Annotated in this window: 20 protein-coding genes; 4 read left to right on the top strand and 16 right to left on the bottom strand. The window is 71.0% G+C overall.

Annotation, left to right across the window (positions count from 1 at the left end):
- Positions 1 to 194: 194 nt before the first annotated feature.
- The 4 genes from fahA to ASD30_RS14200 form a co-directional block, all read right to left on the bottom strand.
- Positions 195 to 1,418, bottom strand: a complete 1,224-nt coding sequence (gene fahA / locus ASD30_RS14215) for a fumarylacetoacetase (protein ID WP_056682546.1) — start codon at positions 1,416 to 1,418, stop codon at positions 195 to 197.
- Positions 1,415 to 2,311, bottom strand: coding sequence for a hypothetical protein (locus ASD30_RS14210; protein ID WP_082563839.1), 897 nt, complete (start codon positions 2,309 to 2,311; stop codon positions 1,415 to 1,417). Before ASD30_RS14210 ends, fahA begins: the two co-directional genes overlap by 4 nt.
- Before the next feature lie 75 nt (positions 2,312 to 2,386).
- Positions 2,387 to 3,481, bottom strand: a complete 1,095-nt coding sequence (nemA, locus tag ASD30_RS14205) for an N-ethylmaleimide reductase (protein ID WP_056682543.1) — start codon at positions 3,479 to 3,481, stop codon at positions 2,387 to 2,389.
- Positions 3,482 to 3,546: 65 nt separating this feature from the next.
- The gene (locus ASD30_RS14200; RefSeq protein ID WP_056684990.1) at positions 3,547 to 4,662 is read right to left on the bottom strand and encodes a glycosyltransferase; all 1,116 of its coding nucleotides are present in this window, start codon (positions 4,660 to 4,662) and stop codon (positions 3,547 to 3,549) included.
- Between the two features lie 71 nt (positions 4,663 to 4,733).
- Here ASD30_RS14200 and ASD30_RS14195 point away from each other — a divergent pair, with 71 nt between their 5' ends.
- Positions 4,734 to 5,729 carry a pirin family protein gene (locus ASD30_RS14195; RefSeq protein ID WP_056682540.1) on the top strand — a complete coding sequence of 332 codons (996 nt, stop codon included), beginning with the start codon at positions 4,734 to 4,736 and terminating at the stop codon, positions 5,727 to 5,729.
- An 18-nt stretch (positions 5,730 to 5,747) separates the two neighbouring features.
- Here ASD30_RS14195 and ASD30_RS14190 read toward each other — a convergent pair whose 3' ends face one another.
- The 3 genes from ASD30_RS14190 to ASD30_RS26630 are packed head-to-tail and all read right to left on the bottom strand — an operon-like array spanning position 5,748 to position 7,401.
- Complete coding sequence (locus ASD30_RS14190) at positions 5,748 to 6,083, bottom strand: YciI family protein (RefSeq protein ID WP_056682536.1); 336 nt, start codon at positions 6,081 to 6,083, stop codon at positions 5,748 to 5,750.
- Positions 6,084 to 6,112: 29 nt separating this feature from the next.
- The gene (locus ASD30_RS14185; RefSeq protein ID WP_056682534.1) at positions 6,113 to 7,090 is read right to left on the bottom strand and encodes a TIGR03086 family metal-binding protein; all 978 of its coding nucleotides are present in this window, start codon (positions 7,088 to 7,090) and stop codon (positions 6,113 to 6,115) included.
- Positions 7,087 to 7,401, bottom strand: a complete 315-nt coding sequence (locus ASD30_RS26630) for an ArsR/SmtB family transcription factor (RefSeq protein ID WP_156388790.1) — start codon at positions 7,399 to 7,401, stop codon at positions 7,087 to 7,089. The genes ASD30_RS14185 and ASD30_RS26630 overlap by 4 nt, the downstream gene beginning before the upstream one ends.
- Positions 7,402 to 7,570: 169 nt before the next feature.
- On the opposite strand from ASD30_RS26630, the gene ASD30_RS14175 reads away from it, so the two are divergent.
- A complete protein-coding gene (locus ASD30_RS14175; RefSeq protein ID WP_056682528.1) occupies positions 7,571 to 8,674 on the top strand; it encodes a mandelate racemase/muconate lactonizing enzyme family protein in 1,104 nt (367 codons plus the stop codon).
- A gap of 11 nt (positions 8,675 to 8,685) precedes the next feature.
- Here ASD30_RS14175 and ASD30_RS14170 read toward each other — a convergent pair whose 3' ends face one another.
- Genes ASD30_RS14170 through benA form a run of 5 tightly spaced genes read right to left on the bottom strand, consistent with a single transcriptional unit; the run spans position 8,686 to position 17,362 of the window.
- Positions 8,686 to 9,921, bottom strand: coding sequence for a benzoate/H(+) symporter BenE family transporter (locus tag ASD30_RS14170; RefSeq protein WP_056682525.1), 1,236 nt, complete (start codon positions 9,919 to 9,921; stop codon positions 8,686 to 8,688).
- Positions 9,918 to 12,596, bottom strand: a complete 2,679-nt coding sequence (locus ASD30_RS14165) for a LuxR family transcriptional regulator (protein ID WP_082563838.1) — start codon at positions 12,594 to 12,596, stop codon at positions 9,918 to 9,920. Before ASD30_RS14165 ends, ASD30_RS14170 begins: the two co-directional genes overlap by 4 nt.
- 19 nt (positions 12,597 to 12,615) lie before the next feature.
- Entirely contained in the window at positions 12,616 to 15,438 is a 2,823-nt protein-coding gene (gene benC, locus ASD30_RS14160; protein ID WP_056682515.1) for a benzoate 1,2-dioxygenase electron transfer component BenC, read from the bottom strand.
- A gap of 11 nt (positions 15,439 to 15,449) precedes the next feature.
- Entirely contained in the window at positions 15,450 to 15,968 is a 519-nt protein-coding gene (benB, locus tag ASD30_RS14155) for a benzoate 1,2-dioxygenase small subunit (protein WP_056682512.1), read from the bottom strand.
- 11 nt (positions 15,969 to 15,979) lie between these two features.
- Entirely contained in the window at positions 15,980 to 17,362 is a 1,383-nt protein-coding gene (gene benA / locus ASD30_RS14150; RefSeq protein WP_056682508.1) for a benzoate 1,2-dioxygenase large subunit, read from the bottom strand.
- A 265-nt stretch (positions 17,363 to 17,627) separates the two neighbouring features.
- Between benA and catA the strand changes: the two genes are divergently transcribed.
- On the top strand, positions 17,628 to 18,479 hold the full coding sequence (gene catA, locus ASD30_RS14145) for a catechol 1,2-dioxygenase (RefSeq protein ID WP_056682505.1): 852 nt from the start codon (positions 17,628 to 17,630) through the stop codon (positions 18,477 to 18,479).
- Entirely contained in the window at positions 18,479 to 18,763 is a 285-nt protein-coding gene (catC, locus tag ASD30_RS14140) for a muconolactone Delta-isomerase (RefSeq protein WP_056682502.1), read from the top strand. The genes catA and catC overlap by 1 nt, the downstream gene beginning before the upstream one ends.
- Before the next feature lie 537 nt (positions 18,764 to 19,300).
- Here catC and ASD30_RS14135 read toward each other — a convergent pair.
- Genes ASD30_RS14135 through ASD30_RS14120 form a run of 4 tightly spaced genes read right to left on the bottom strand, consistent with a single transcriptional unit; the run spans position 19,301 to position 22,725 of the window.
- Positions 19,301 to 19,951: a 3-oxoacid CoA-transferase subunit B gene (locus ASD30_RS14135; RefSeq protein ID WP_321163511.1), complete on the bottom strand. Its 651-nt coding sequence runs from the start codon at positions 19,949 to 19,951 to the stop codon at positions 19,301 to 19,303.
- Position 19,952: 1 nt separating this feature from the next.
- Positions 19,953 to 20,735 (bottom strand): CoA transferase subunit A, encoded by a 783-nt coding sequence (locus tag ASD30_RS14130; protein ID WP_056682499.1) that lies wholly within the window; start codon positions 20,733 to 20,735, stop codon positions 19,953 to 19,955.
- Positions 20,732 to 21,502: a 3-oxoadipate enol-lactonase gene (gene pcaD, locus ASD30_RS14125; protein WP_056682496.1), complete on the bottom strand. Its 771-nt coding sequence runs from the start codon at positions 21,500 to 21,502 to the stop codon at positions 20,732 to 20,734. The genes ASD30_RS14130 and pcaD overlap by 4 nt, the downstream gene beginning before the upstream one ends.
- Positions 21,499 to 22,725, bottom strand: coding sequence for an acetyl-CoA C-acetyltransferase (locus ASD30_RS14120; protein WP_056682493.1), 1,227 nt, complete (start codon positions 22,723 to 22,725; stop codon positions 21,499 to 21,501). Before ASD30_RS14120 ends, pcaD begins: the two co-directional genes overlap by 4 nt.
- Positions 22,726 to 22,770: the final 45 nt, after the last annotated feature.

The following is a 22,770-nucleotide window of genomic DNA, read 5'->3' as shown; positions in this document are numbered from 1 at the left end:
GTGACCCGGCCGCTGCTAGGTGCTCGGGCCCGATCGGACCAACTGGTGACCTCACTCGGTCCGATTGGACCGAGTAGGCCTCGCACTGCGTCCGATCGGACCGAGTGGGCGAGGCGAGTTGGTCCAGTCGGACCGCACTACCTAGGGGCGGCCAGGTTGGGTTCGGTCGGGCGCGACCGCCCGGACCGACCGGGTCAGGGGCGGGCGGGCACGATCCGGCCGGTCACCTCGCCGAGCGCGATCCGGCCGCCGAGCGTGCCGGGGGCCGTGTAGGTGAGCGTGACCTCGTCGCCGTCCTCGAGCGCGAGGCGCTCCTGGTCGCCGACCGCGAACGGCTCGCGCCAACCCCAGCTGAGCTCCAGGAACGATCCGCGCTCCTCGGGCACCGGGCCGGACACGGTGCCCGAGGCCCACAGGTCGCCGGTGCGCACTGACGCACCGTTGACGGTCAGGTGGGCCAGCATCTGCGCGGGGGACCAGTACATCGACCGATACGGCGGCCGGCTGACCACGTGGCCGTTGACCGACACCTCGATGGAGATGTCGAGCCCGGCCCTGCCGTCGACCTGGAGGTACGGCAGCGGCTCGGGGTCCTGGCCGGGCAGGTCGACCCAGGCCGCATCGAGGGCGGCCAGCGGAGTGACCCACGTGGAGATCGAGGTCGCGAACGACTTGCCGAGGAACGGGCCGAGGGGGACGTACTCCCAGGCCTGGATGTCGCGCGCGGACCAGTCGTTGACCCCGACCAGGCCGAACGCGTGGTCGGCGAACGCAGCCGTCGACACCCGCGCGCCGAGTGTCGTACCGGTGCCGACCACGAAGCCCAGCTCGGCCTCGATGTCGAGCCGGCCGCTGGGACCGAACACCGGCGCGGGTGCGGAGCCGGTGGTCGAGCCTGGCAAGACCCGTTGGCCCATCGGCCGGACGATGTCGGTGCCGCTGGGCACGACGGTGCCGGCGCGACCGTGGTAGCCGACCGGGAGGTGCTTCCAGTTCGGCAGCAGTGGCTCCTGTTCGGGGCGGAAGATCTTGCCGACCGCCGACGCGTGGTGCTCGGAGGCATAGAAGTCGACGTAGTCGCCGACGTCGAACGGCATCCGCATCTCGACGTCGCCGAGAGGTACCAGATGCGGTTCGACGTCTGCCCGTCCCGCGTGCTCGACCAGCAGACCCACGATCCACCGGCGAATCGCGTCGTTGCGGGCCTTCCCCAACCCCATCAGGGGATTGAGCGTCGACTGCTCGAAGACGTGCGCCTCCTCGAGCATCGCCGCAGCAGCGACGGGTGCGAGGTCGAGCACGAGGTCGCCGATGCGCACGCCGACCCTCGGCTGCTCGCCGGCGGCCACGAAGACGCCGTACGGCAGGTTGTCGACGTCGTACGCCGAGCCGGCGGCACCGGGCACCCAGGTCTTCATGCGGACTCCTTGGTCAGAAGGCCCAGCGCGTGCAGGTCGTCGAGGGGCTCGACCACGCTGCACGACCCGAAGCCGGTGAACCAGCGTCGGGTGCGGGCCATCGTGTCGTGACCGTGCTCGTGGAAGCGGGCCGTGAGGGCCGCCGGGTCGTCCTCGGTGAGTACGGCGACCGGGTCGTCGCCGTCGAGTGAGGCGCGGGTGGCCAGCAGCACGTTGAGGAACCCGTGGTGGGCGAAGCCGGTCTCGGGGTCGGTGTGGCGCACCGCGTTGTGCAGCCCGGCCGTGCACTTGAACGCGCACTCGCGGTCGAGGGCCGCAGTGATCCACGCGCCGAGCACGTCGGGGGACGGGAAGAGGTGCGCCTCCACGCCACCGGTGCGGAACTTCAGGTGCAGGTCCGCGGCGGCGATCTCGTCGGCAGCGGCCAGCCATCCGGCGCCCGGTGCCTCCTGCGGGAGCTCGACGCAGACCACCACCTCGTCGTCGACCAGGCCGAGGTCGCGGGCCTGGTCGAGGCCGGCGATCACGCGTCGCGCGTTGCCGACCAGGTCGGAGGGGTCGCGCAGGGCGACCTCGAGTCCGGCCAGTCGGAGGCCGTCGAGCCGGTCCACCGCGCTGGCCGCGGGTGCGATGCCGCCGGCGCCCGCGCCGATCACGACGCTCACCGGCAGCTCCTCGGCGCCGACGAGTGGCCGCAGGTCGGGCATCTTGTGGTCGCTGACCACGAACGAGCCGACCAGGTCGGCCCAGGGCTCGGTGCGACGGCCGAAGAAGGCCGGCACTGCGTCTTCCAGGGGGCTGTTGCCGGGCGGGAAGATGGCGGCGTCGTCGAGCAGTCCGGTGAAGGCGGGGGACAGGTTCGGTGGGACGGGGACAGCGGTTGAGTCGGACACGCTCGGAGGCTAGCGCAGGACCGTGACAGCGGACACATGTGTCCGGTCATGGGACGCTGGACGGCCCTTCACGGATCAGGCGTCGGCCAGGGCCGGGTAGTCGGTGTAGCCCTCGTGGCCGCCGCCGTAGAACGTCTCCAGCACCGGCGCGTTGAGAGGGAGGCCGGCCTCGAGCCGGGCCGGCAGGTCGGGGTTGGCGATGAACGAGCGCCCGAACGCGGCGGCGTCGACCAGCCCGGCGGCGAGTAGGCGCTGGGCCTTGGCCAGGTCGTAGTTGCCGGCGCCGACGATCACTCCCGGGAACGCCTCGCGCAGCTGGCTGCGGAAGTGGTCGTCCAGTGACGGGCCTCCGGCCCAGTCGGGCTCCGAGAGGTGCACGAACGCGATGCCGCGCTCGGCGAGTGCGCGGGCGACGAACAGCCCGCCCTCGCCGTCGTCGTCGGAGTCGAGGCCGTTGAAGCTGCCGATGGGGGAGATGCGTACGCCGACCCGGTCGGCACCCACCTCGTCGATGATCGCGTCGACGACCTCGAGCAGCAGTCGGGCCCGGTTCTCCAGGGAGCCGCCGTAGCCGTCGGTGCGCTGGTTGCTGCCCTCGGCGAGGAACTGGTGGAGCAGGTAGCCGTGGGCGGCGTGCACCTCGACGAGGTCGAAGCCGGCGTCGCGGGCGTTGCGGGCCGAGCGTCGGTAGTCGTCGACCAGGCGCGGCAGCTCGTCGGTCTCGAGCGCGCGGGGCGTCGGGCAGTTGGCGCGCACGACGTTGCCGTCCTCGTCCTTCAGGGAGGTGCGGTTGCGGAACTCGAGGGCGCTCGCCGAGACCGGCAGGGCCCCGTCGTGCAGCGACTCGTGGCCGACCCGGCCGGTGTGCCACAGCTGGGCGGCCATCAGGCCACCGGCCGCGTGCACGGCGTCCGTGATCGAGCGCCAGCCGGCCACCTGCTCGGCGCTGTGGATGCCCGGGGTGTCGGCGTACCCCTTGCCCTCGGGGGAGATCTGGGTGCCCTCGCTGATCACCAGTCCGGCGCCGGCCCGCTGCAGGTAGTAGTCGCGCATCAGGTCGTTGGGCACGTCGCCGGGAGCGGTCGCGCGCATCCGGGTCAGCGGCGCCATGAAGACACGGTTGGCGGTGCGGGTGGCACCGAGGTCGAGGGGGTCGAACAAAGACGTCATGTGGGGGCAACTCGCCGCCCCGACTCCACTATTCCGTGAGGAGTACCTCACGACTGCGCCCGCGTTCAGGCCGTGGCCAGCGACCGATCCGCCGACAGCCCCGCGTGCACGGTGAGCATGTGGTCGACCGCGGCCTGCCACGGGAACGACTCGGCCCGCGTGCGCGCCGCCGTGCGCCGGGTCGCCGGGTCCCGGGCGGCCAGGCGTTGCACGGCGTCCGCGAGGCTGGCCGGGTCCGCGCCCCCGTGTTCGCCGGACCTCGTGTCGACGAGCTCGCTGGCGCCGCCCGTGGAGGCCGTCACGACTGGAGTGCCACAGGCCAGCGCCTCGAGCACGGCCAGGCCGAACGTCTCGCCCGGACAGGCCGAGAGGGCGATGTCGGCCTCGCCGATCAGCTGCGCCAGTCGCACCCGGTCGGCGACGTGGCCGTGGAAGGTCACCGGCGCCCGGCCCGCGAGTGCCTCGAGCTCGTCGCGGTGCGGGCCGTCGCCGTACACGTCGAGCCGGACGGGTACGCCGCGGCGGTGCAGCTCCACGGCCGTGGCGACGGCGAGGTGCGGGCTCTTCTCGCGGCTGAGCCGGCCGACGTGGACGAGGCGCAGCGGCCCGGCAGTCGTGCCCGGGCCGGGGGTGAAGAGGTCGAGGTCCACGCCGAGCGGCACCCGCACGAGCGGTGTCCCGACCGCGGCGGCTGCCGAGCCGAACTCGTGCTCGGCGTAGCGCGACGTGACCACGACGGTGTCGAACTGGCGCACCAACAGGCGGTTGTAGAGGCCGATCGAGACCTTCGCCGAGGTCTCGAAGCCGGTGCGCAGGCCGAGCATCGCGTCGAGACGCTCGTGGGAGAACAGCACCGACCCGACGCCCTTGCGCCGGGCCCACCGGGTGACCGGCAGCAGGGTGGACTTGTCGTTGATCTCCACCGAGGTGGGCGCGAACGCCTCGAGCTCGCTGATCACCCGCCAGGGCTCGAGGATCAGCCGGTAGCCGCCACCGACCTTCGGCGCCCGGAACTGCACGACCTCACCGGAGTCCGTGTGCTCGCGTGCGTCGTACGGGCCGGGCACCAGCAGGAGCCGCTCGGCGCCGGCCGCCGCGTAGCCCGCTCCGAGGGCCGCGATCGCGGTCTTCATGCCACCTGAGGCCGGACCGACGAAGTTGGCGAGCTGGGCGATCCGCATGGTGGCCACCATGCCCCGGGGCCGTGAACGGGGTGTGAGCGGCGGGTTGACGGCTGCGCAAGACTGGAGACATGAGCAACCAGGAACGCGACCCGGGAGAAGTCGTCCTGCGGGAGTCCGCACCGGACGCGCCGGTCGAGGTGCTGACCCCCCGCGAGGTGCCGTTGGGCGGCCTTCGGGCGATGCCGGTACGACGCACGCTCCCGCAACGACAGCGGTCCCTGATCGGGGCCTGGTGCTTCGTGGACCACTACGGGCCCGACCGGGTCGCCGACACCGGCGGCATGTCGGTGGCCCCGCACCCGCACACCGGCCTGCAGACGGTCAGCTGGCTGTTCACCGGCGAGATCGAGCACCGCGACAGTGCGGGAAACCACGCGATGGTGCGCCCCGGCGAGGTGAACCTGATGACCGCCGGGCGGGGAATCAGCCACTCCGAGGTCTCCACCCCCGACACCACGACGCTGCACGGTGCCCAGCTGTGGGTGGCCCTGCCGTCGGCCACTCGCGACGCCGAGCCCGGCTTCGCCCACCACGCGCCGACCCCGGTCACCGGGCCCGGCTGGGAGGCACGCGTCTTCCTGGGCTCCCTGCTCGGCGACACCTCGCCGGTCCCGACGCACACCCCGCTGCTCGGCGCGGAGCTGCTCCTCGCGCAGGGCACCACGCTCACCCTCGACGTCGAGGCCGGCTTCGAGCACGGCGTCCTGCTCGACTCGGGCTCCCTGTCGGTCGCCGGCCAGGACCTCAAGCCGGCCGAGCTGGCCTACCTGGCCCCCGGTTGCAGCAGCATCGAGCTCACGGCGTACGACGACTCGCGGCTGCTCTTGCTCGGCGGCGAGCCACTGGGTGAGGCGATCGTGATGTGGTGGAACTTCGTCGGCCGCACCCATGAGGAGATCGTGCAGTTCCGCGAGGAGTGGCAGGCCCAGATCACCCGTGAGGGTGCCGTCGTCCCGGATGGGCAAGTGGTCGCCGACGGGCGATTCGGCATCGTCGTCGACGACCACCTCCAGCCCATCCCGGCCCCGACGCTGCCGAACGCCCGGTTGCGCGAACGACACTGACCTGGGTGGGACCGAGGCTCAGGTGCCCGGCACGGGCTGCGCCTCCTGCACGTCGATCGTGCAGTCGCCCGGCGTCTTGAGGTGGGGGTGGTCGCGTGCCAGGTCCAGCGCTGCTTCGAGGTCGTCGGCCTCGACGATGGTGTAGCCGACCACGTCCGAACTGCTCGGTGACTCACTCTCCGGTGTGACCCGCGTGCCCGACGCCAGTGGGTTGCCGAAGTCGACCATGCGGTCGCCGACCCGCTGTGACCATGCGAGCCACTCCTGGTTGATGGCGTCGAGCTGCTCGGCCGGGAGGTCGAGCCCTGACTGCCCACGACCGGCGGCCCGGTAGATGAAGACGAACCTGCTCATGGCGATCTCCTTGCTGTTCTCAGGATGGCTCAGGCGGCGATCGGCGTACGGCCGGCGAACGCGGCCAGCCGGTCGACGGGGGAGGCGCCCTCGGCGGCGACCACCTCGTCGCCGAACGAGGAGCCGCGCCCGCCGGGCACGACGGTCTCGGCCAGCTCGCGGACGTAGCCGACCAGCTCGTCAGAGACCCTCAGCTCCTGGCCGCTGGCCTGGGCCAGGTCCCACCCGTGCAGCAGCAGCTCGATCGGGAGGATGCCGGCGAAGAACGACGCGGGGAACTCGCGGCCACCGGGTCCGGCGACGGTGCCCTCGAGTCCGCGGGCCCGCCAGGCCGTGAGCGCCTGGTCGGTCATCACCGAGACGCGGTTCTCCAGGGAGCCGGCCTCCGGGTTCGTGACCGTGCCGCCGGCCATTCCGCCGAGCTGCTGGAGGGAGTGGAAGAGGTGCTCGGCGAGGTCGTGGCAGGTGAAGTCCGCGCACGGCGTCTGCTTGGGCTGGTCCTCGGCGGTGAGCCCGCGCAGCACCGGCTGGATCGCGGCCAGGACGGCCTCGGCCGCGACGAACGGGTCGAGGTTCTCCGGAGCCCAGGCCCACTCGTCCTGGCCGGCGTCGCCGGTGGCGGCCACCGTCTCGAGCCGCTCGAGGAAGTGGTTCCAGCCCTCGGCGTGGCCGACCTCCTGTTCGGGGCTCAGGCCCTCGTGGACCAGCGTGACGGCGGTGCCGTCGGCGTTGGGCTCGAGGGTGATGGTCACCGTGGAGGCGTCGGTGGGAAGGTCGGTGTCGGTGTCCCATCCCCACCCGAAGACGACCTGCTTGCCGGGCACGACCTCACGGAACGTGCCGCCGGCGAGGTGGCCGGGGGTCACCGTCCAGCGGTAGTCGCCGCCGACCCGCAGGTCGACGGATGCGGAGACGGCCTGCCAGCGGCGCAGCCGCTCCGGCTCGGTGATCAGGGCGAAGGCCTCGTCGGGAGTGACGGGCAGCTGGACGGTCCTGGAGTAGGTCATGGGCTTTCCTTGCGTGCGTTGTGGGCATGGGCGTCGGCGACGAGCTGGTCGAGCTCGTCGGTCCAGAACCGGTCGATCTCGGCCTGGAGCTGGCGGAGTCCCGAGGGCACGACGCGATAGATCCGCGTGCGCCCGACCTTCTCCGCCTCGACGAGACCGACCGACGCCAGCAGCAACAGGTGCTGGGAGACGGCCGACCTGGTCGAGGTGAACTCCGCAGCGATCTCGCTGACCGTGCGGGGTCCCCGGCCGAGCAGCTGCAGCATGCGTCGCCGGTTCGGCTCGGCAGCGGCGGACAGTGCGTCGGTCATGAGCAATACGTTAGCCACGACTAACGTATTGGTCAAGAGGAAGCCTGGACCTGAGGCTCCGTCGAGATGCAGGGACTCCTAATGGCGCCGTACAAAGTCTTTGTGTTGTATCAATCCGCGCCTTAGCCTGAGAGGGACGACATTCGCCGCCACACCAGGAGCAGCCACGATGAAGATCACCAAGGTCGAGGCGATTCCCTTTGCCATCCCCTATCGCAAGCCCCTGGTCTTCGCGAGCGGTGAGGTGCGGGTGGCCGAGCACATCCTGGTGCGCGTGCACACCGACGAGGGGCTGGTCGGCACCGCCGAGGCCCCGCCCCGCCCGTTCACCTACGGCGAGACCCAGGCCTCGATCAAGGAGGTCATCCACTCGATCTTCGCGCCGGCGATGGACGGCGAGTCGCCGTTCGACCGCGAGCTGATCCACGCCCGGCTCGGCCGCACGGTGGCCAACCCGACCGCGAAGGGCGCGGTCGACATGGCGTTGTGGGACATCATCGGCCAGTCCACCGGTGTCTCGGTGTCACAGCTGCTCGGCGGCTACACCGATCGCATGAAGGTCTCCCACATGCTCGGCTTCGACGACCCGGTGAAGATGGCCGACGAGGCCGAGCGGATGCTCGAGACCTACGGCATCAGCACCTTCAAGGTGAAGGTGGGGCGCACCCCGATCCAGCTGGACATCGCCGTCTGCCGGGCGATCCGGGAGCGCCTGGGCGATCGCATCGAGCTCTACATCGACGGCAACCGCGGCTGGACCGCGTCGGAGTCGGCCCGGGCCCTGCGCCTGATGGAAGACCTCGACCTCTCGATGGCCGAGGAGCTCAACCCGGCCGACGACGTGCTCGGCCGCCGCTGGCTCGTCGAGCAGTGCCACATCCCGTTCGTGGCCGACGAGTCCGTCGCCACCCCCGCCGAGGTCACCCGCGAGATCCTCGGCGGCTCGGCCACCATGGTCAGCATCAAGACCGCCCGCACCGGCTTCACGATGTCGCAGCGCGTGCACCACCTCGCCGAGTCGCTCGGCGTCGAGGTCGTGATGGGCAACCAGATCGACGGCCAGGTCGGCTCCCTGTGCAGCGCCGCCTTCGGGGCGGCGTACAAGCTCACCTCGCGGCGGGCCGGCGAGCTCTCCAACTTCCTCGACATGAGCGACGACCTGCTGGCCACGCCGCTCGAGATCACCAACGGCGAGCTCCTGGTGCGCCAGGGTCCCGGCCTCGGCATCGAGATCGACGACGAGAAGCTCGAGCGCTACCGCCAGGACCGCTGAGCCCGGCCGGGTCACTCCCGGTCGTCGAAGTCGGCCGGCTCGAGGATCCATGAGGTGGCCAGGCCGAGCACGATGCCCCAGAACGCTCCACCGATGTTGAAGATCGTCACGTCGGTGATGGTGACCAGGAACGTCACCAGCGCGCCCAGGGTGAAGCGGTGCGCGAACGACGCGACGAACGCGCCCTGCAGTGCGCGGAGCATGGCGAGCCCGCCGAGCGTGGCGACGTACGCCGGCGGGGTGGCCAGCATCAACCGCACGAACAGCGGGGCGAACAGGCCGACCACGAGGGCGAGTGCTCCGCAGACGACGGCCGCGGCGTAGTGGCGTTCCTTCCTCCCGGAGGCGACCAGCAGCGAGCTGGTCGGGCCGGTGAGGCACGAGGAGATGCCGCCGATTGTCGCGCTGAGGATCGACCCGATGCCGCACAGGACCGTGGCCACGTTGATCGGTGGGCGGTGGCCGGCCTGGTTCAGCACCGCGACGCCCTGCCCGTTCTGCACGACGAGCACGGTGATCGCGAGGGGCACGACGAGCTCGAGCAGCGCCCCCGTCGTGAAGACCGGTGCCTGGAACGTCGGGGCGGCGAGCGCCGGGCCCGAGGCCGGCGAGAACGACCCGGCGATCCCGACCGCGGCCGCGCCGACCAGCAGCGCCCCGAGGACCGGCGGCATCCAGCGGCCCAGTGACCTCATCCGGCTCAGGACGACGAAGGCCAGCACCATGGGCGCGGCGATGGCGGCGTCCGACCGGACCGCGCCGACGAGGTCGGTGCCGAAGCGCAGGAAGACCCCCGCGACCATGGCCATCACGAGCGGCAACGGGATCACCGCCATCGCCCGGCCGACCCAGCCGGTCAGTCCGAGCACGGCGATCACGGCTCCGGTGACGAGGAACGCGCCGAGCACCTCGGGCCAGGTCAGGTGGTCCAGCGACTTGCCGACCACGACGGTGCCGGGGATCGTCCAGAAGAACGACAGCGGCTGCCGGTAGGCCCAGCTGGCCACGATGGTCAGCAGGCCGTTGAGGAAGAACACCGCGAAGATCCACGAGCTGATCTCGACGCGGCTGAGTCCTCCGGCCGTGCCGACAGCCAGGATCACCGCCACCGGACCGGTGGCCGCGAAGATCAGCGCGACCAGGCCGTTGGCTGCCTGGGTGGGCCCGAGGTCGTCGAGCAGCCCGCGCAGGCTGGGCCATGATCCACCGGGTCGAGTGTGGCGGTGGGGAGCGGTGGGTTGGGTCACGTGTCGTCTTCCGGGTCTCGGGGCCGGTGCCGGGCCGCGAGCTCGGCGCGGGAACGGATGCCGAGCTTCGTGTAGATGCGGGTCAGGTGGTACTGCACGGTCTTCACCGAGATGTAGAGCTGCTCGGCGGCCTCGCGGTTGCTCAGCCCACGCGAGACCAGGTCGGCGACGGCGGTCTCCTGCGGCGTGAGGTCGGTGACGCCGTCGGTACGCCGGGAGTTGAGGCCGGCCGCGTTCAGCTCGCGGTCACAGCGCTCGACGTACGACGTCGCACCGAGGGTCGCGTAGGAGTCGCGGGCGGCGCGCATGATGATCGCCGACTCGCGTCGTCGTCCCGCGCGGCGCAGGGCCTGGCCGTAGCTGAAGTTGACCCGGGCGCGCTCGAAGGGCAGGGGCATCCCGGAGAGCAGCTCGAGCGCGGACTCGAAGTCGCCGACGCCCCCGTCGATGTCGCCGTCGCCGCAGCGGATCCGGCCCGAGACGGCCAACAGGGCGGCCTGGTCGGACCGGTGGTTGCGCTCGACGGCGAGGGCGAGGTGGTGGGCGACGAAGTCGCGCGCCGCGTCGGCCCGGTCGGTGAGCACGAGGGCGTTCGCATAGAGGGCGCGCCAGGGCCAGAAGCCGGGCTCGTCGGGGCGATCGGCGAAGAGGACCAGCAGCGGCTCGAGTGCCCGGACGACGCCCTCGTAGTCGGCGGCCACCTCGGCGAAGTTGGCGCGGGCGATCGCCGCCGGGATCTGCATGATCGGGTAGTCCTGCGACGCGGCGGCGCCCCGGCGCAGGTGCTCGCGGGCGGCGGCCTGGTCGCCGCGCAGCGCATTGACCTGTACGCCGGTCCAGTGCACGAGTGGGCGGATCAGGTGGTGCTCGGACTCCGCGACCTCACGGCCGGCCCGTGCCACCACGGCCAGGGCCTCGTCCCAGTCCCCGAGCTGGAAGAGGCTCCGGGCCAGCCAGGCCTGGGCCCACAGCGAGATGCGCGTCGAGCCCATCCGGAACCGGGTCGGCACGGCACCCTCGAAGTCGTGGCGCGCCGAGACCTGCTCGCCGCGCGCCAGGTCGACCCAGCCGCGTCCCATCCGGATCCGTTGTGACTGTGGACCTGTCGGCACTCGCCGGACCAGCTCGTCGTACGCGCGGAGGGCCTCGTCCCACCGGCCGCAGGCGGCGAGGCCGATGCCGCGCATCGCGGCCGCCTCGAGCCCGGCCGGGCTGTCGGGGTCGCCGGTGTCGATCGCCCGGTCCGACCACTCGACCAGCGCCTGCGGGTCCCACATGCCGAGCGCGTGCAGCACCCGGCGCACGCTGACCAGGACCCGCACCTCCGGCTGCGCGGAGTCCCAGTCCTGCCAGGCGCGGTCCAGGAGCAGGTCGGCCTCGGCGGGGCGGCCGCGCAGGATCGAGACGTAGGCGAGGGTGGCGTCGATGCGGGCCGACCGCGGCGCGGCCTCGAGCTCGTCGGTGAACAGGTTGGCCTCGGGCAGCTCGCCGGCACCGACCAGGGCGTCGACCCCGTCGACGAGCAGGGCGGTTCGCCGGGCCGGGTCGCGCTCGATCCGGCTGGCCCGGATCAGGGCATGGGCGGCCCGGCCCCAGGCGCCCTCGGCGGCTTGGCGGTCGGCGTACGCGCGCAGCTCGCCCAGCAGCTCCTGGCCCGGTGCGAGACCGGAGAGCACCCGGTGGGACAGGGCACGGAACTCGTCGCCGACCAGGTCGGCGGCCTTGCCGTGCAGCCGGTGGGTACGACGCACGGGCATCGTCTCGAGCACGGCGGAGCGGGTCATCGGGTCCGCGAAGCGGAGCACGTGGTCGCCCAGCTGCAGGTCGCGCCGGACCAGGCCGGTCGTCTCCGCGGTGTCGAGCGCGGTGACCGGGTCGTTGGTGACCTCGGCCAGCTGGGTCGCCTCACCCTCGCTGCAGCGGTCGCCGAGCACGGCGACCGCCTCGACCAACCTGCGGGCGGACGGCGGGGCACCCTCGAGTCGTGTGCGCACCTCCGTCACCTGGCGTCGGGTGGCGGGCAGGGGCTGCTGCCAGTCGGTCCACACGGCATCCGGTGCCTCGGTGAGCAGCTCGATGACCAGGGCCGGGTTCCCGCGGGTGTGGTCGCGGAGGGCCTTCGCGTCGCGGTCGGTGAGCGCCACCCCCGCCTGGAGGGCGATCTGGCGCACCTCGGTGCGGTCGAGCTCGGAGATGTGCAACCGCCTCAGGTCGGGCAGGTCGGCACGCACCGGGCCCCGTGCGGTCAGGATCGCCCGCACCGTCGTCGGGGACCGGCGGGCGGCGGAGTGCAGTGCCATCAGCGAACCGGCGTCGGCCTTGTCGGCACCGTCGACCATCACGATCAGCCGGCCGTCACCCGCACGGTCGCGGAGCTCGGGCAGGAGGGCGCGGGCCGCGACGACCGGGTCGGCGTCCGGGTCGACACTGACCCCGAGCTGCTCGAGTACGGCGTACGGGTGGCCGGACTCCCAGGCCGTGGCACCGGCGTGCGCGACCGTCAGCCCCGGCTGGCGGGCCAGGAACTCGTCGACCAGCGTGGTCTTCCCACTGCCGGCAGGACCCTCGACCACGACGATGGCCGGACGGCCGGGATCGGCGGTGAGCAACCGGCCCAGTGCCTCGAGCTCGGCCTCCCGTCCGACGAACACGTGCCCCGGAAGATGAGAGATCATCCCGTCACGCTAGTCCGACTCAGCCGAGGTCGCCGCCGGCGACAGGCAACGTGCTTCCGGTGATGTACGACGCCTCGTCCGAGGCCAGGAACGTGATGGCTGCGGCCTGCTCGTCCAGAGTGCCGTAGCGGCGCATCAGCGAGGAGTCGAGGGTCTGGTCGATGTGCGCCTGGAACCATGCCTGCTCCTGCTCGTTCGTGGCCTCCGGGGTGCCGCGCGAGATGCGGCGCGGTGGGGCTTCCGTGCCACCGGGTGCGGTGGCTGCGACGCGGATGCCGGCCTCGGCGTACTCCACGGCCAGGGAGGCGGTGATCGCGTTGATGCCGCCCTTCGCTGCCGAGTAGGGGATCCGGTGGATGCCGCGGGTGGCTGCCGACGAGACGTTGATGATCACGCCACGGCCGCGCTCCACCATGCCGGGCAGCACGGCGCGGCAGGTGAAGAGCGTGGTCAGCAGCGAGCGGTCGAGCTCGGCGCGGATCTCCTGGTCGGTGAACTCGGTGAACGGCTTGAAGTTGATCGCGCCGCCGACGTTGTTGATCAGCACGTCGATCCGGCCGAAGCGGCGCAGCGCCTCGGCGACGACGGATTCGGCGCCGGACCAGCTCTCCAGGTCGGCGACGACGGGGAGCGCCGGCCGTGCGGTGCTGCCGATCTCGGCGGCGAGCTCGCCGACCAGGTCGGAGCGGTCAACCAGCACGACGGACCCGCCCTCGGCGCTGACCCGGCGGGCAGTGCGCTCGCCGATGCCCTGGGCGGCCCCGGTGATCACCACGACCTTGCCGGCGAAGCGGCCCGGAGTGATGAACTTCGGCAGCGCCCGGGTGCGGGCCTCGTCCATGGCGCGTCGAGTGGTCTCCTTGGAGCGGTCCGCGTGCGCGGTGATCAGCTCGCGGGCGCGCACCCGGTCGCCGGCCTCGAAGGCGTCGACGATGTCGAGGTGGTCCTGGGTGCAGCTCGGGTGGCACCAGGTGGCGTGCCGGAGCACGTCCTCCATGTGCCCCTGGACCCCGAGTGCCTGGTAGGCCTGCAGCAGGTGCTCGTTGCCGGTCAGCGTGAACAGGTAGTCGTGGAAGGCTGCGTTGGTCTCGGTGTACGCCGCGGCGTCGACGAAGCGGTCGCCCTCGACGTACGGCACGGTGGCCTCGGCGAGCAGCCGGTAGCCGGTGACCTGGCGTGAGGAGAGCCGCCCGATGACCAGCTCGAGGGCGCCGAGCTCGAGTGCGGCACGCGCCTCGAAGAGGGCGTCGGACTCGTGCACCGACGGGTGCTCCTCGCCGATCTCGTAGGTGCCGGGGGGCGCGGCGGCCGCGGCCGGCACCTCCTGCACGGGTTCGTGCAGCGGGGCGATCTCGCGGGCGGCGAACATCTCCTGCTTGGCGATGCCGCGCCCTCCGGTGACCAGCAGGTCCTCGTCGTCGGTGGCCTCGAAGGGGGTCGGCGCGGCGTCCGAGCCGACCTTGGCGACCTGTCGGCCGGCGATGCTGCGCGCGGTCGCGGCCTCCTCGTCCGGCGTACGCCGAGCAGCGGTCGCGTGGAGCGGGGTCACCTCGCGGGCCGGGAAGATCTCCTGCCCTGCAAGGCGATTCGACGCGCCAGCCGGTCCGCTGGTTGAAGAAGGCGCGCCAGCGCCTGTCTCGAGACCAAGGGATTCGTCGGCCTGGTTTCGAGACGGTTGCTGCGCAACCTCCTCCACCAGCGGAATTGAGGAAGGCGCGCCAGCGCCTGTCTCGAAACCAGCGGCATCCTCGGCCTGGTCCCGAGACGGTTCCTGAGGAGTCGAGGGACGAACCGCCTCGACCACCGGAGCAGGGTCGGCCGCCTTCGCGGTCGGCGTGCCGGAGAGCGCGAACTTCTCGTAGTAGAACCCGGTCGGCTCGACGCCCTCGTCGGCGAAGTGCGTGCGCACGGCCTCCACCATGGGCGGCGGACCGCACACGTAGACCGCGACGTCGCCGCCGTGCAGGTGCTCGGGCTCGATCAGGCTCATCACGTAGCCCTGGTTGGCGGCCTTGGTCTCCGGGTCGGAGACGCAGTGCCCCCAGGTCAGCGTCGGGATCTGGCCGGCCAGCTCCTCCAGCGTCTCCAGCTCGACGAGGTCGGTGTCGTTGCTGACGCCGTACACCAGGTGCACCGCGCGCTCGGTGCCGCAGTCGCGCAGCTTGCGCAGGATCGACAGGATCGGCGCCAGCCCGGTGCCGCCGGCGAGCAGCAGCAGCGGCCGGTCGGCCTCTCGCAGGAAGAAGCTGCCGTTCGGCCCGGTGAAGGTCATCTCGTCGCCGACCGCGGCCTTGTTCGCGAGGTGCTCCGACATCAGGCCGCCGGGGGCGAGCTTGACCAGGAAGGTGAGCCCCTCGCCGTCGGGGGCGTTGGAGAACGAGTAGGAACGCGTCTCGTTCGTGCCCGGCACGGCCAGGTTGACGTACTGCCCGGGCAGGAACGCGAGCTTGCTCCGCTCGGGCGTCTCCAAGGTGAACGACACCGTGCTCTCGGAGAGCCTCTCGAACTGCGTCAGCGTCGCGGTGTACGTCGCCGCGCTGGTCTTGGCGACCGCTGAGGTGCTGGCGATCTGGAGCACCAGGTCGGACTTCGCCTTCATGCTGCACGGCAGCACGTAGCCCTTGGCGGCCTCGTCGGCGGTGAGCGCGTCGTCGATGTAGGCGCCGCCGTCGTACTCGCCGGACTCGCAGAACGCCTTGCACGTCCCGCAGGCGCCGTCGCGGCAGTCCAGCGGGATGTTGATGCGGGCGCGGTACGACGCATCGGCGACGGTCTGGTCGTCCGCGACGGTGATGAAGCGGGTGACGCCGTCCTCGAAGCTCAGGGCAACCTGGTGGCTCATGGTGCTCCCTCTCAGAAGTGGTAGACGTCGACCACGTGGTGGATGTAGTCGTTCTTCAGCACCACGGTCTTGCGACGGATCAACGGCAGGTCACCGGAGAAGTCGATCGTGTAGAAGGAGGTCCCGTAGTAGGGGTCGATCGTCTTGTAGCGGAAGTACATCGTGTGCCAGTTGAACCGGATGTCGACGATGTCGCCGCGGCGCTCGATGACCTCGACGTTGCTGATGTTGTGGCTCGTGCGCGGCTCGGGAATCGACGTCGCGCTGGAGCGTTCGGTGCGGATCCGGAACACGCGGTCCTCGAGGCCGCCCTTGTTGGCGTAGTAGATCAGCGAGATGTCGGTCTGCGGGTCCTCGGTGAGGTTGTCGTTGTCGTCCCACGCGGGCATCCAGTACTCGCAGTCGTCGGCGTAGCACTCGAGCCACTTCTCGAACTCGCGGTCGTCGAGGTAGCGCGCCTCGCGGTAGAGGAACTGCTCGATGGCGTTCTGCGTGATGAGCTTCGTGCCCTCGGTGTCGGTGGTGGTCATGGCGTTGCTCCTCAGGCCTGGTCGGCGGTACGTCGGGCGGCTGCGGCTTCCTCGGCCTCGACGGCGGCGACCATCACGTCGCGCCAGTAGCCGTGCTGCACGGGATAGAGGCCCTCGTCCTCGTTCTTCAACCCGGCCGAGATGACGCCGGGCATGTCGAGGGCCTTGGCGACGTCGTCCGGGCCGGTCAGCCAGTGTTCGGCGCCCCGGCTCATGTCGTTCCACGGTGCCTTGGTGGCCTGGAAGGTGAGCTGGCAGGAGCGGAACTCCTCGAGGTCGTCGGGGGTGGCCATGCCGGACGCGTTGAAGAAGTCCTCGTACTGCCGGATCCGCCAGGCCCGCGACTCCTTGCTCTCGCCCTTCGGGGCGATGCAGTAGATCGTGACCTCGGTATGGTCGGTCGAGATCGGGCGGAAGTGCCGGATCTGGGTGGAGAACTGGTCCATCAGGTAGACGTTCGGGTAGACGCACAGGTTGCGCGAGCCCTTCACCATGAACTCGCCCTTGGCCTCGCCGTACTTCTCCTTGAGCACGTCCATCTGGTCCCACAGCGGTCGGTCCTGCGGGTTGCCGGCCCAGGTCCACAGGCACAGGTGGCCGTTCGGGTAGGACCAGTAGCCGCCGCCGGACTTGCCCCAGCTGCCGGCGTCCAGCGTCTTCGTCGCGTTGGCGGACTCGCCGGTGTCGCGGCGTGAGGTGGTGGCCGCGTAGTTCCAGTGCGTCGCGGTCACGTGGTAGCCGTCGGCGCCGTTCTCGGCCTGGACCTTCCAGTTCCCGTCATAGGTGTACGTCGACGAGCCCCGCAGCACCTCGAGGCCCTCGGGCGACTGGTCGACGAGCATGTCGATGACCTTGGTCGTGTCGCCCAGGTGCTCGGCCAGCGTGCTGACGTCGTCGTTCAGGCTGCCGAAGAGGAAGCCGCGGTAGCTCTCGAAGCGCGGCACCTTCGTCATGTTGTGCGAGCCGTTGACGTTGAACGTCTCGGGGTAGCCGGCGCCGTCGGGGTCCTTCACCTTGAGCAGGCTGCCATCGTTGCGGAAGGTCCAGCCGTGGAAGGGGCAGGTCAGTGTGGTGCGGTTGTCGGTCTTCTTGCGGCAGATCATCGCGCCGCGGTGCGCGCAGGCGTTGATCAGGAGGTGGAGCTCGCCGTCCTTGTCGCGGGTGATGACGACCGGCTGGCGGCCCATGTAGGTGGTGAAGTAGTCACCTGCCTCGGCCACCTGGCTCTCGTGGGCGAGGTAGATCCAGTTGCCCTCGAAGATGTGCTTCATCTCGAGCTCGAAGATCTCCTCGTCGGTGAAGATGCTCCGGTTGGCCCGGTAGATGCCGGCCTCACGGTCATCGACGACCGCGTTGGAGAGGGTGTCGCGCACGTGCGCCAAGGTCTCGCTCATGGGGTTCCTCCGGATCGGTGGATGCCCCGGGGACGAAGGTGCCGTGGGGCGGTGGTGTCCCTCGACACTGACAGGTCGTGAGCGGAGCCACACCCGGCAAAGCCCTAGGTCTGGCCTAGGGTGCCATTGAGACGTCGTACCTCTTTGTCTTCCGAGAACAAGTCCTTGTGCTGAATCAATTTTCGGGCCTAGCCTCGAAGGGACTTCCGGTGCCCGTCACTCCCGGCGGAACCGCATCGGCACAGCGAACGAGAGGGAGACAGAGATGTCAGCCGCTACTGAGACCGCCACCGCAGCCGCCTCGGGTGCGTCCGCCACGGAGCGGTTCACGACCGACAAGCTCGCCGGCGTCGCGAACACCCCCAAGGAGCGGGTCGACCTGCTCGCCCGCGAGGTGCTCGACGCCGTCCACGAGACGATCCGCAAGCACGAGGTCACCTACGACGAGTTCAACGCCCTCAAGGCGTGGCTGATCGGCGTCGGCCGGGACGGCGAATGGCCGCTGTTCCTCGACGTGTGGGTCGAGCACGTCGTCGAAGAGGTCGCCAACGCCGACCGCGAGGGCTCCAAGGGCACCATCGAGGGCCCCTACTACGTGCCCGGCGCACCCGAGCTCGGCGCCGAGGCGACGATGCCCATGCGCGACGACGAGCAGGGCACCCCGCTGCTCTTCCAGGGCCAGGTCACCAACCTGGCCGGTGAGCCGGTCCCCAACGCCAAGGTCGAGCTGTGGCACGCCGACGAGGCGGGCTTCTACAGCCAGTTCGCCCCCGGCATCCCCGAGTGGAACCTGCGCGGCACGATCACCGCCGACGACGAGGGCCGCTACTGGATCAACACGATGCAGCCCGCGCCGTACCAGATCCCCACCGACGGCTCCTGCGGGAAGCTGATCGGCGCGGCCGGCTGGCACGCCTGGCGCCCGGCCCACCTACACCTGAAGGTCTCCGCGCCGGAGCACCAGCTGATCACCACCCAACTCTACTTCCCGGGCGACCCGCACAACGACGACGACATCGCCTCCGCCGTCAAGCCTGAGCTGCTGCTCGACATCCAGCCCGCCGAGTCCGGCAACGGCAACCAGACGACGTACGACTTCGTCCTGGACCCCGCCTGATGGCCCTGTTCCACGCCCGCATGGACGTCCGGATCCCGCACGACCTGGATCCGGACGTCCGGGCCGACATCGTCGCCCGTGAGAAGGCCTACTCCCAGGAGCTCCAGCAGGCCGGCAAGTGGCCGCACATCTGGCGCATCGCGGGGGAGTACTCCAACATCTCCATTCTCGACGTGGCCGACGCCGACGAGCTGCACACGATGCTCTCGGCGCTGCCGCTGTTCCCCTACATGGAGATCAAGGTGACGGCCCTGGCCACTCACCCCTCCGACATCAACGCCTGACCTCAGAGTCGCCCGGCACGCACGCTGGCGGCGTTCTCGTCGGTCGACGGCCGCTCCGCTCAAAAGGCCGCCTTCCCTCCTCGGCCTTGCCAGCGCACGCACCGGACGACCCTGGCCGAGCCGTCCGGCACGCACGCTGGCGGCGTTCTCGTCGGTCGACGGCCGCTCCGCTCAAAAAGGCCGCTTTCCCTCCTCGGCCTCGCCATCGCACGCGCCGGACGGCTCTGGAGTCGCCAGGCACGCACGCTGGCTGCGTTCTCGTCGGTCGACGGCCGCTCCGCTCAAAAGGCCGCCTTCCCTCCTCGGCCTTGCCATCGCACGCACCGGACGGCTCTGGATTCGCCAGGCACGCACGCTGGCGGACCGTAGGACAGGTAAGTGGGGCAGGCGCAGGCGGCACTGAGCGTGAATCGTCCCGGTGACGCCGCCTGCTTACCTGTCGGACGGTCCCACGCGGGCCCGCTCGTGTGACCAGCCGGACCCGAAATCACCGAACCGCCCCGGAAGAACCTTCCGGGGCGGTTCGGCGTACGGCGGTCAGGCCACCAGGGGGGCGTCGGTCGCGGCCTTCGCCTGCTCGAACGTCACGCCCGGGGCCAGCTCGACGACGGTGAACGAGGCGACGTTGACGTCGAAGACGCCCAGGTCGGTGATCACGCGTTGTACGACGGCCCGGCCGGTGAGCGGCAACGTGCAGGAGGTCAGGAGTTTAGAGGACCCGTCACGCGTGGTGTGGTCCATCAGCACGATCACCTTCTTCGCGCCGTGCACCAGGTCCATCGCGCCACCCATGCCCTTGACCATCTTGCCCGGCACCATCCAGTTGGCCAGGTCGCCGGTGACCGAGACCTGCATGCCGCCGAGCACGGCGACGTCGAGGTGGGCGCCGCGGATCATCGCGAAGCTGGTCGGCGAGTCGAAGAACGACGCACCGGCCTTGACCGTGACGGTCTCCTTGCCGGCGTTGATCAGGTCGGGGTCGAGCTCGTCGGGGTAGGGATAGGGGCCGACGCCGAGGATGCCGTTCTCGGCATGCAGCACGACCGACGAGTCCGCGGGCAGGTGGCCCGGGATCAGCGTGGGCATGCCGATGCCGAGGTTGACGTACTGGCCGTCGGAGAGCTCGGCCGCGGCGCGCGCTGCCATCTCGTCGTGGCTCCAGCCGATCTTGACGGAGGTGTCGGTCATGTCAGTTGCCTTCCGGACGCGGCGTGGTGGTGGCCTTCTCGATCTGCTTGCGACTGGCCTGCTCGGGGGTCAGCTCGACCACCCGGTCGACGAAGACGCCGGGCACGTGGACGTCGTCCGGTGCGATCTCGCCGGCCTCGACGACCCTCTCGGCCTCGACGATGGTGAGCCGTCCGCTCATCGCGACGGCCGGGTTGAAGTTCTGCGCGGACTTGTTGAAGCGCAGGTTGCCGTGACGGTCGGCCACAGCGCAGCGCACCAGTGCGACGTCGGCGACGATCGACTCCTCGAGCACCATCTCGCGGCCGTGGAAGGAGCGCACCTCCTTGGGCGAGGACGCCATCGCGATCGAACCGTCGGGGTGGTAGCGCCAGGGCAGCCCGCCCTCGGCGACCGCGGTGCCGACGCCGGTCGGCGTGAAGAACGCCCCGATCCCGGCGCCACCGGCGCGCATGCGTTCGGCCAGGGTTCCCTGCGGGGTCAGCTCGACCTCGAGCTCACCGGAGAGGTACTGCCGGGCGAACTCCTTGTTCTCCCCGACGTACGACGCGATCACGCGACGGATCCGCCTGGCCTCGAGCAGCAGCCCGAGCCCGGCACCGTCGACGCCGCAGTTGTTGGAGACGATCTCGAGCTCGTCGGCGCCCTGCTCGAGCAGGGCCTCGATCAGGAACCACGGGATGCCGGCCAGGCCGAACCCGCCCACGGCGATCTGGCTGCCGGACTTGATGTCGGCCACCGCCTCGGCGGCCGAGCTGACGACCTTGTCGAGCGGGACGCTCATGAGTCTTCTCCTTGCAGGTGGGCGATGATCGCCGGGTTGACGACGGCGGGCTGCTCGTCGTTGGCGAGGTGGGCCGAGTCGGCCACCTCGAGCACGCGGCCGTCGACCACCGTCTCGGCGATCGCCTTGAGGTGGGGCGGTGGCGTGGCGGGGTCGTCGGTGCCGGCAATCGCCAGTGTGGGTGCGGTGATCGAGACCAGCTGGTCACGCAGGTCCATGCCGGCGATCGCCTCGCAGCACCCGGCGTACCCCTCGGCGCTCGCGCTCGACACCATCGCACGGGCCGCGGCCACGCGGTCGGTCTCGCAGGCCAGGAAGCCGGGGGAGTACCACCGGTCGACGACGGCCTCGGCCACGGCGGAGGCGCCGTTCGCGCGCACGGTCGCGGCACGGTCGAGCCAGTTGCTGGCCGGGCCGAGGTACGCCGAGGTGCAGAGCACCACGAGCCGGTCGATGCGGTCGGGGTTGCGGACGGCCAGGCGCATGCCGGTCATCCCGCCGAGCGAGAGGCCGACGAAGTGGACCTTCTCGAGGTCGAGCTCGTCGAGCAGGCCGATCACGTCGTCGGCCAGGTCGTCGAGGCTCGCACTGCCCTCGACGACCGGCGACCTGCCGTGGCCGCGGGTGTCGTAGCGGACCACCGTGAAGTGCTCGGCCAGGTCGTCGATGGTGCGGTCCCACATGTGCAGGTCGGCGCCGAGCGAGTTGGAGAGGACCACGGTCGGGGCGCCGGTCGGGCCCGGTGTGATCTCGTGGTGGAGGCTCATCGGACCGCCTCGAAGATCGCGGCCAGGCCCTGCCCGCCGCCGATGCACATCGTCTCGAGCCCGTACGTCGACTCGCGCCGGCGCATCTCGCGCGAGAGTGTGGCCAGGATGCGCGCCCCCGTGGCGCCCACCGGGTGGCCTAGCGAGATGCCGGAGCCGTTGACGTTGAGCCGCGGGTCGTCGGCGTCGATTCCCATCTCTGTCAGGCATCCGAGCACCTGCGCGGCGAAGGCCTCGTTGATCTCGATCAGGTCGAGGTCGGCCAGGGTGAGGCCGGCGCGGGACAGCGCGGTGGCCGTCGCGGGCACGGGGCCCATGCCCATCACCTCGGGGCCGACTCCGGCAACGGCCCAGGAGCGGAGCGTGACGAACGCGTCGAGTCCGCGGCGGTCGGCCTCCTCGCGGGTGGTCACCACGCACATCGCGGCGCCGTCGTTCTGGCCGCTGGCGTTGCCGGCAGTGACGGTCGCCGCGTCGTCGGTGCGGCCCATGATCGGGCGCAGGCCGGCCAGCGCCTCGAGGGTCGTGCCGGGGCGCGGGTGGTCGTCGACGTCGACGACAGTGTCGGGCTTGCCCCGCTTGCCGGGGATCGTGACGGGGACGATCTCGTCCTTGAACCGACCGGCTTCGTTGGCGTCGCGCCAGTTGTGCTGCGACCGGACGGCCAGTGCGTCCTGGGCCTCACGGGTGATGCCGTACTCGCGGCGTACGTTCTCGGCGGTCTCGATCATGCCGCCGGGCACGGGGTGGAGCTTGCCGCCGGCGGTGACGCGCCCTCGGGCCAGGCGCGACATCAGCTCGACGCCGTCGCCCTTGACGCCCTGGCGCAGGCCGAGCGCGTAGTGCTCGGCGCGCGACATCGACTCAGCGCCGCCGGCCACCACGATGTTCGCGGCACCGGTCGAGACCTGCATCGCGGCGTACAGCACGGCCTGCAGCCCGGAGCCGCAGCGCCGGTCGATCTGCAGGCCCGGGACGCCGGTGCCGAGTCCGGCGTCGAGGGCGGCCACCCGGCCGAGCGCCGGGGCCTCGCCGTTCGGGTAGCACTGGCCGAGCACGACGTCGTCGACGTCGCCCTCGCCGAGTCCGGTGCGGCGAGTGAGCTCGGTCAGGACGGTGGCGGCGAGGTCGTTGACGTCGACGTCGGCGAAGGCTCCGCCGAATCCGCCGACCGGCGTGCGCACGGGTTCACAGATGACGATGTCGGTTGCTGATGCAGGCATGTACCCAATCTAGGAAGGCAACGCCCCGAGTTCCATAGGTTGGGG

This window comes from Nocardioides sp. Root140, from assembly GCF_001426745.1.
Classification (GTDB): Bacteria; Actinomycetota; Actinomycetes; order Propionibacteriales; family Nocardioidaceae; genus Nocardioides.
This window is presented reverse-complemented; position numbering and strand designations above follow the sequence as displayed.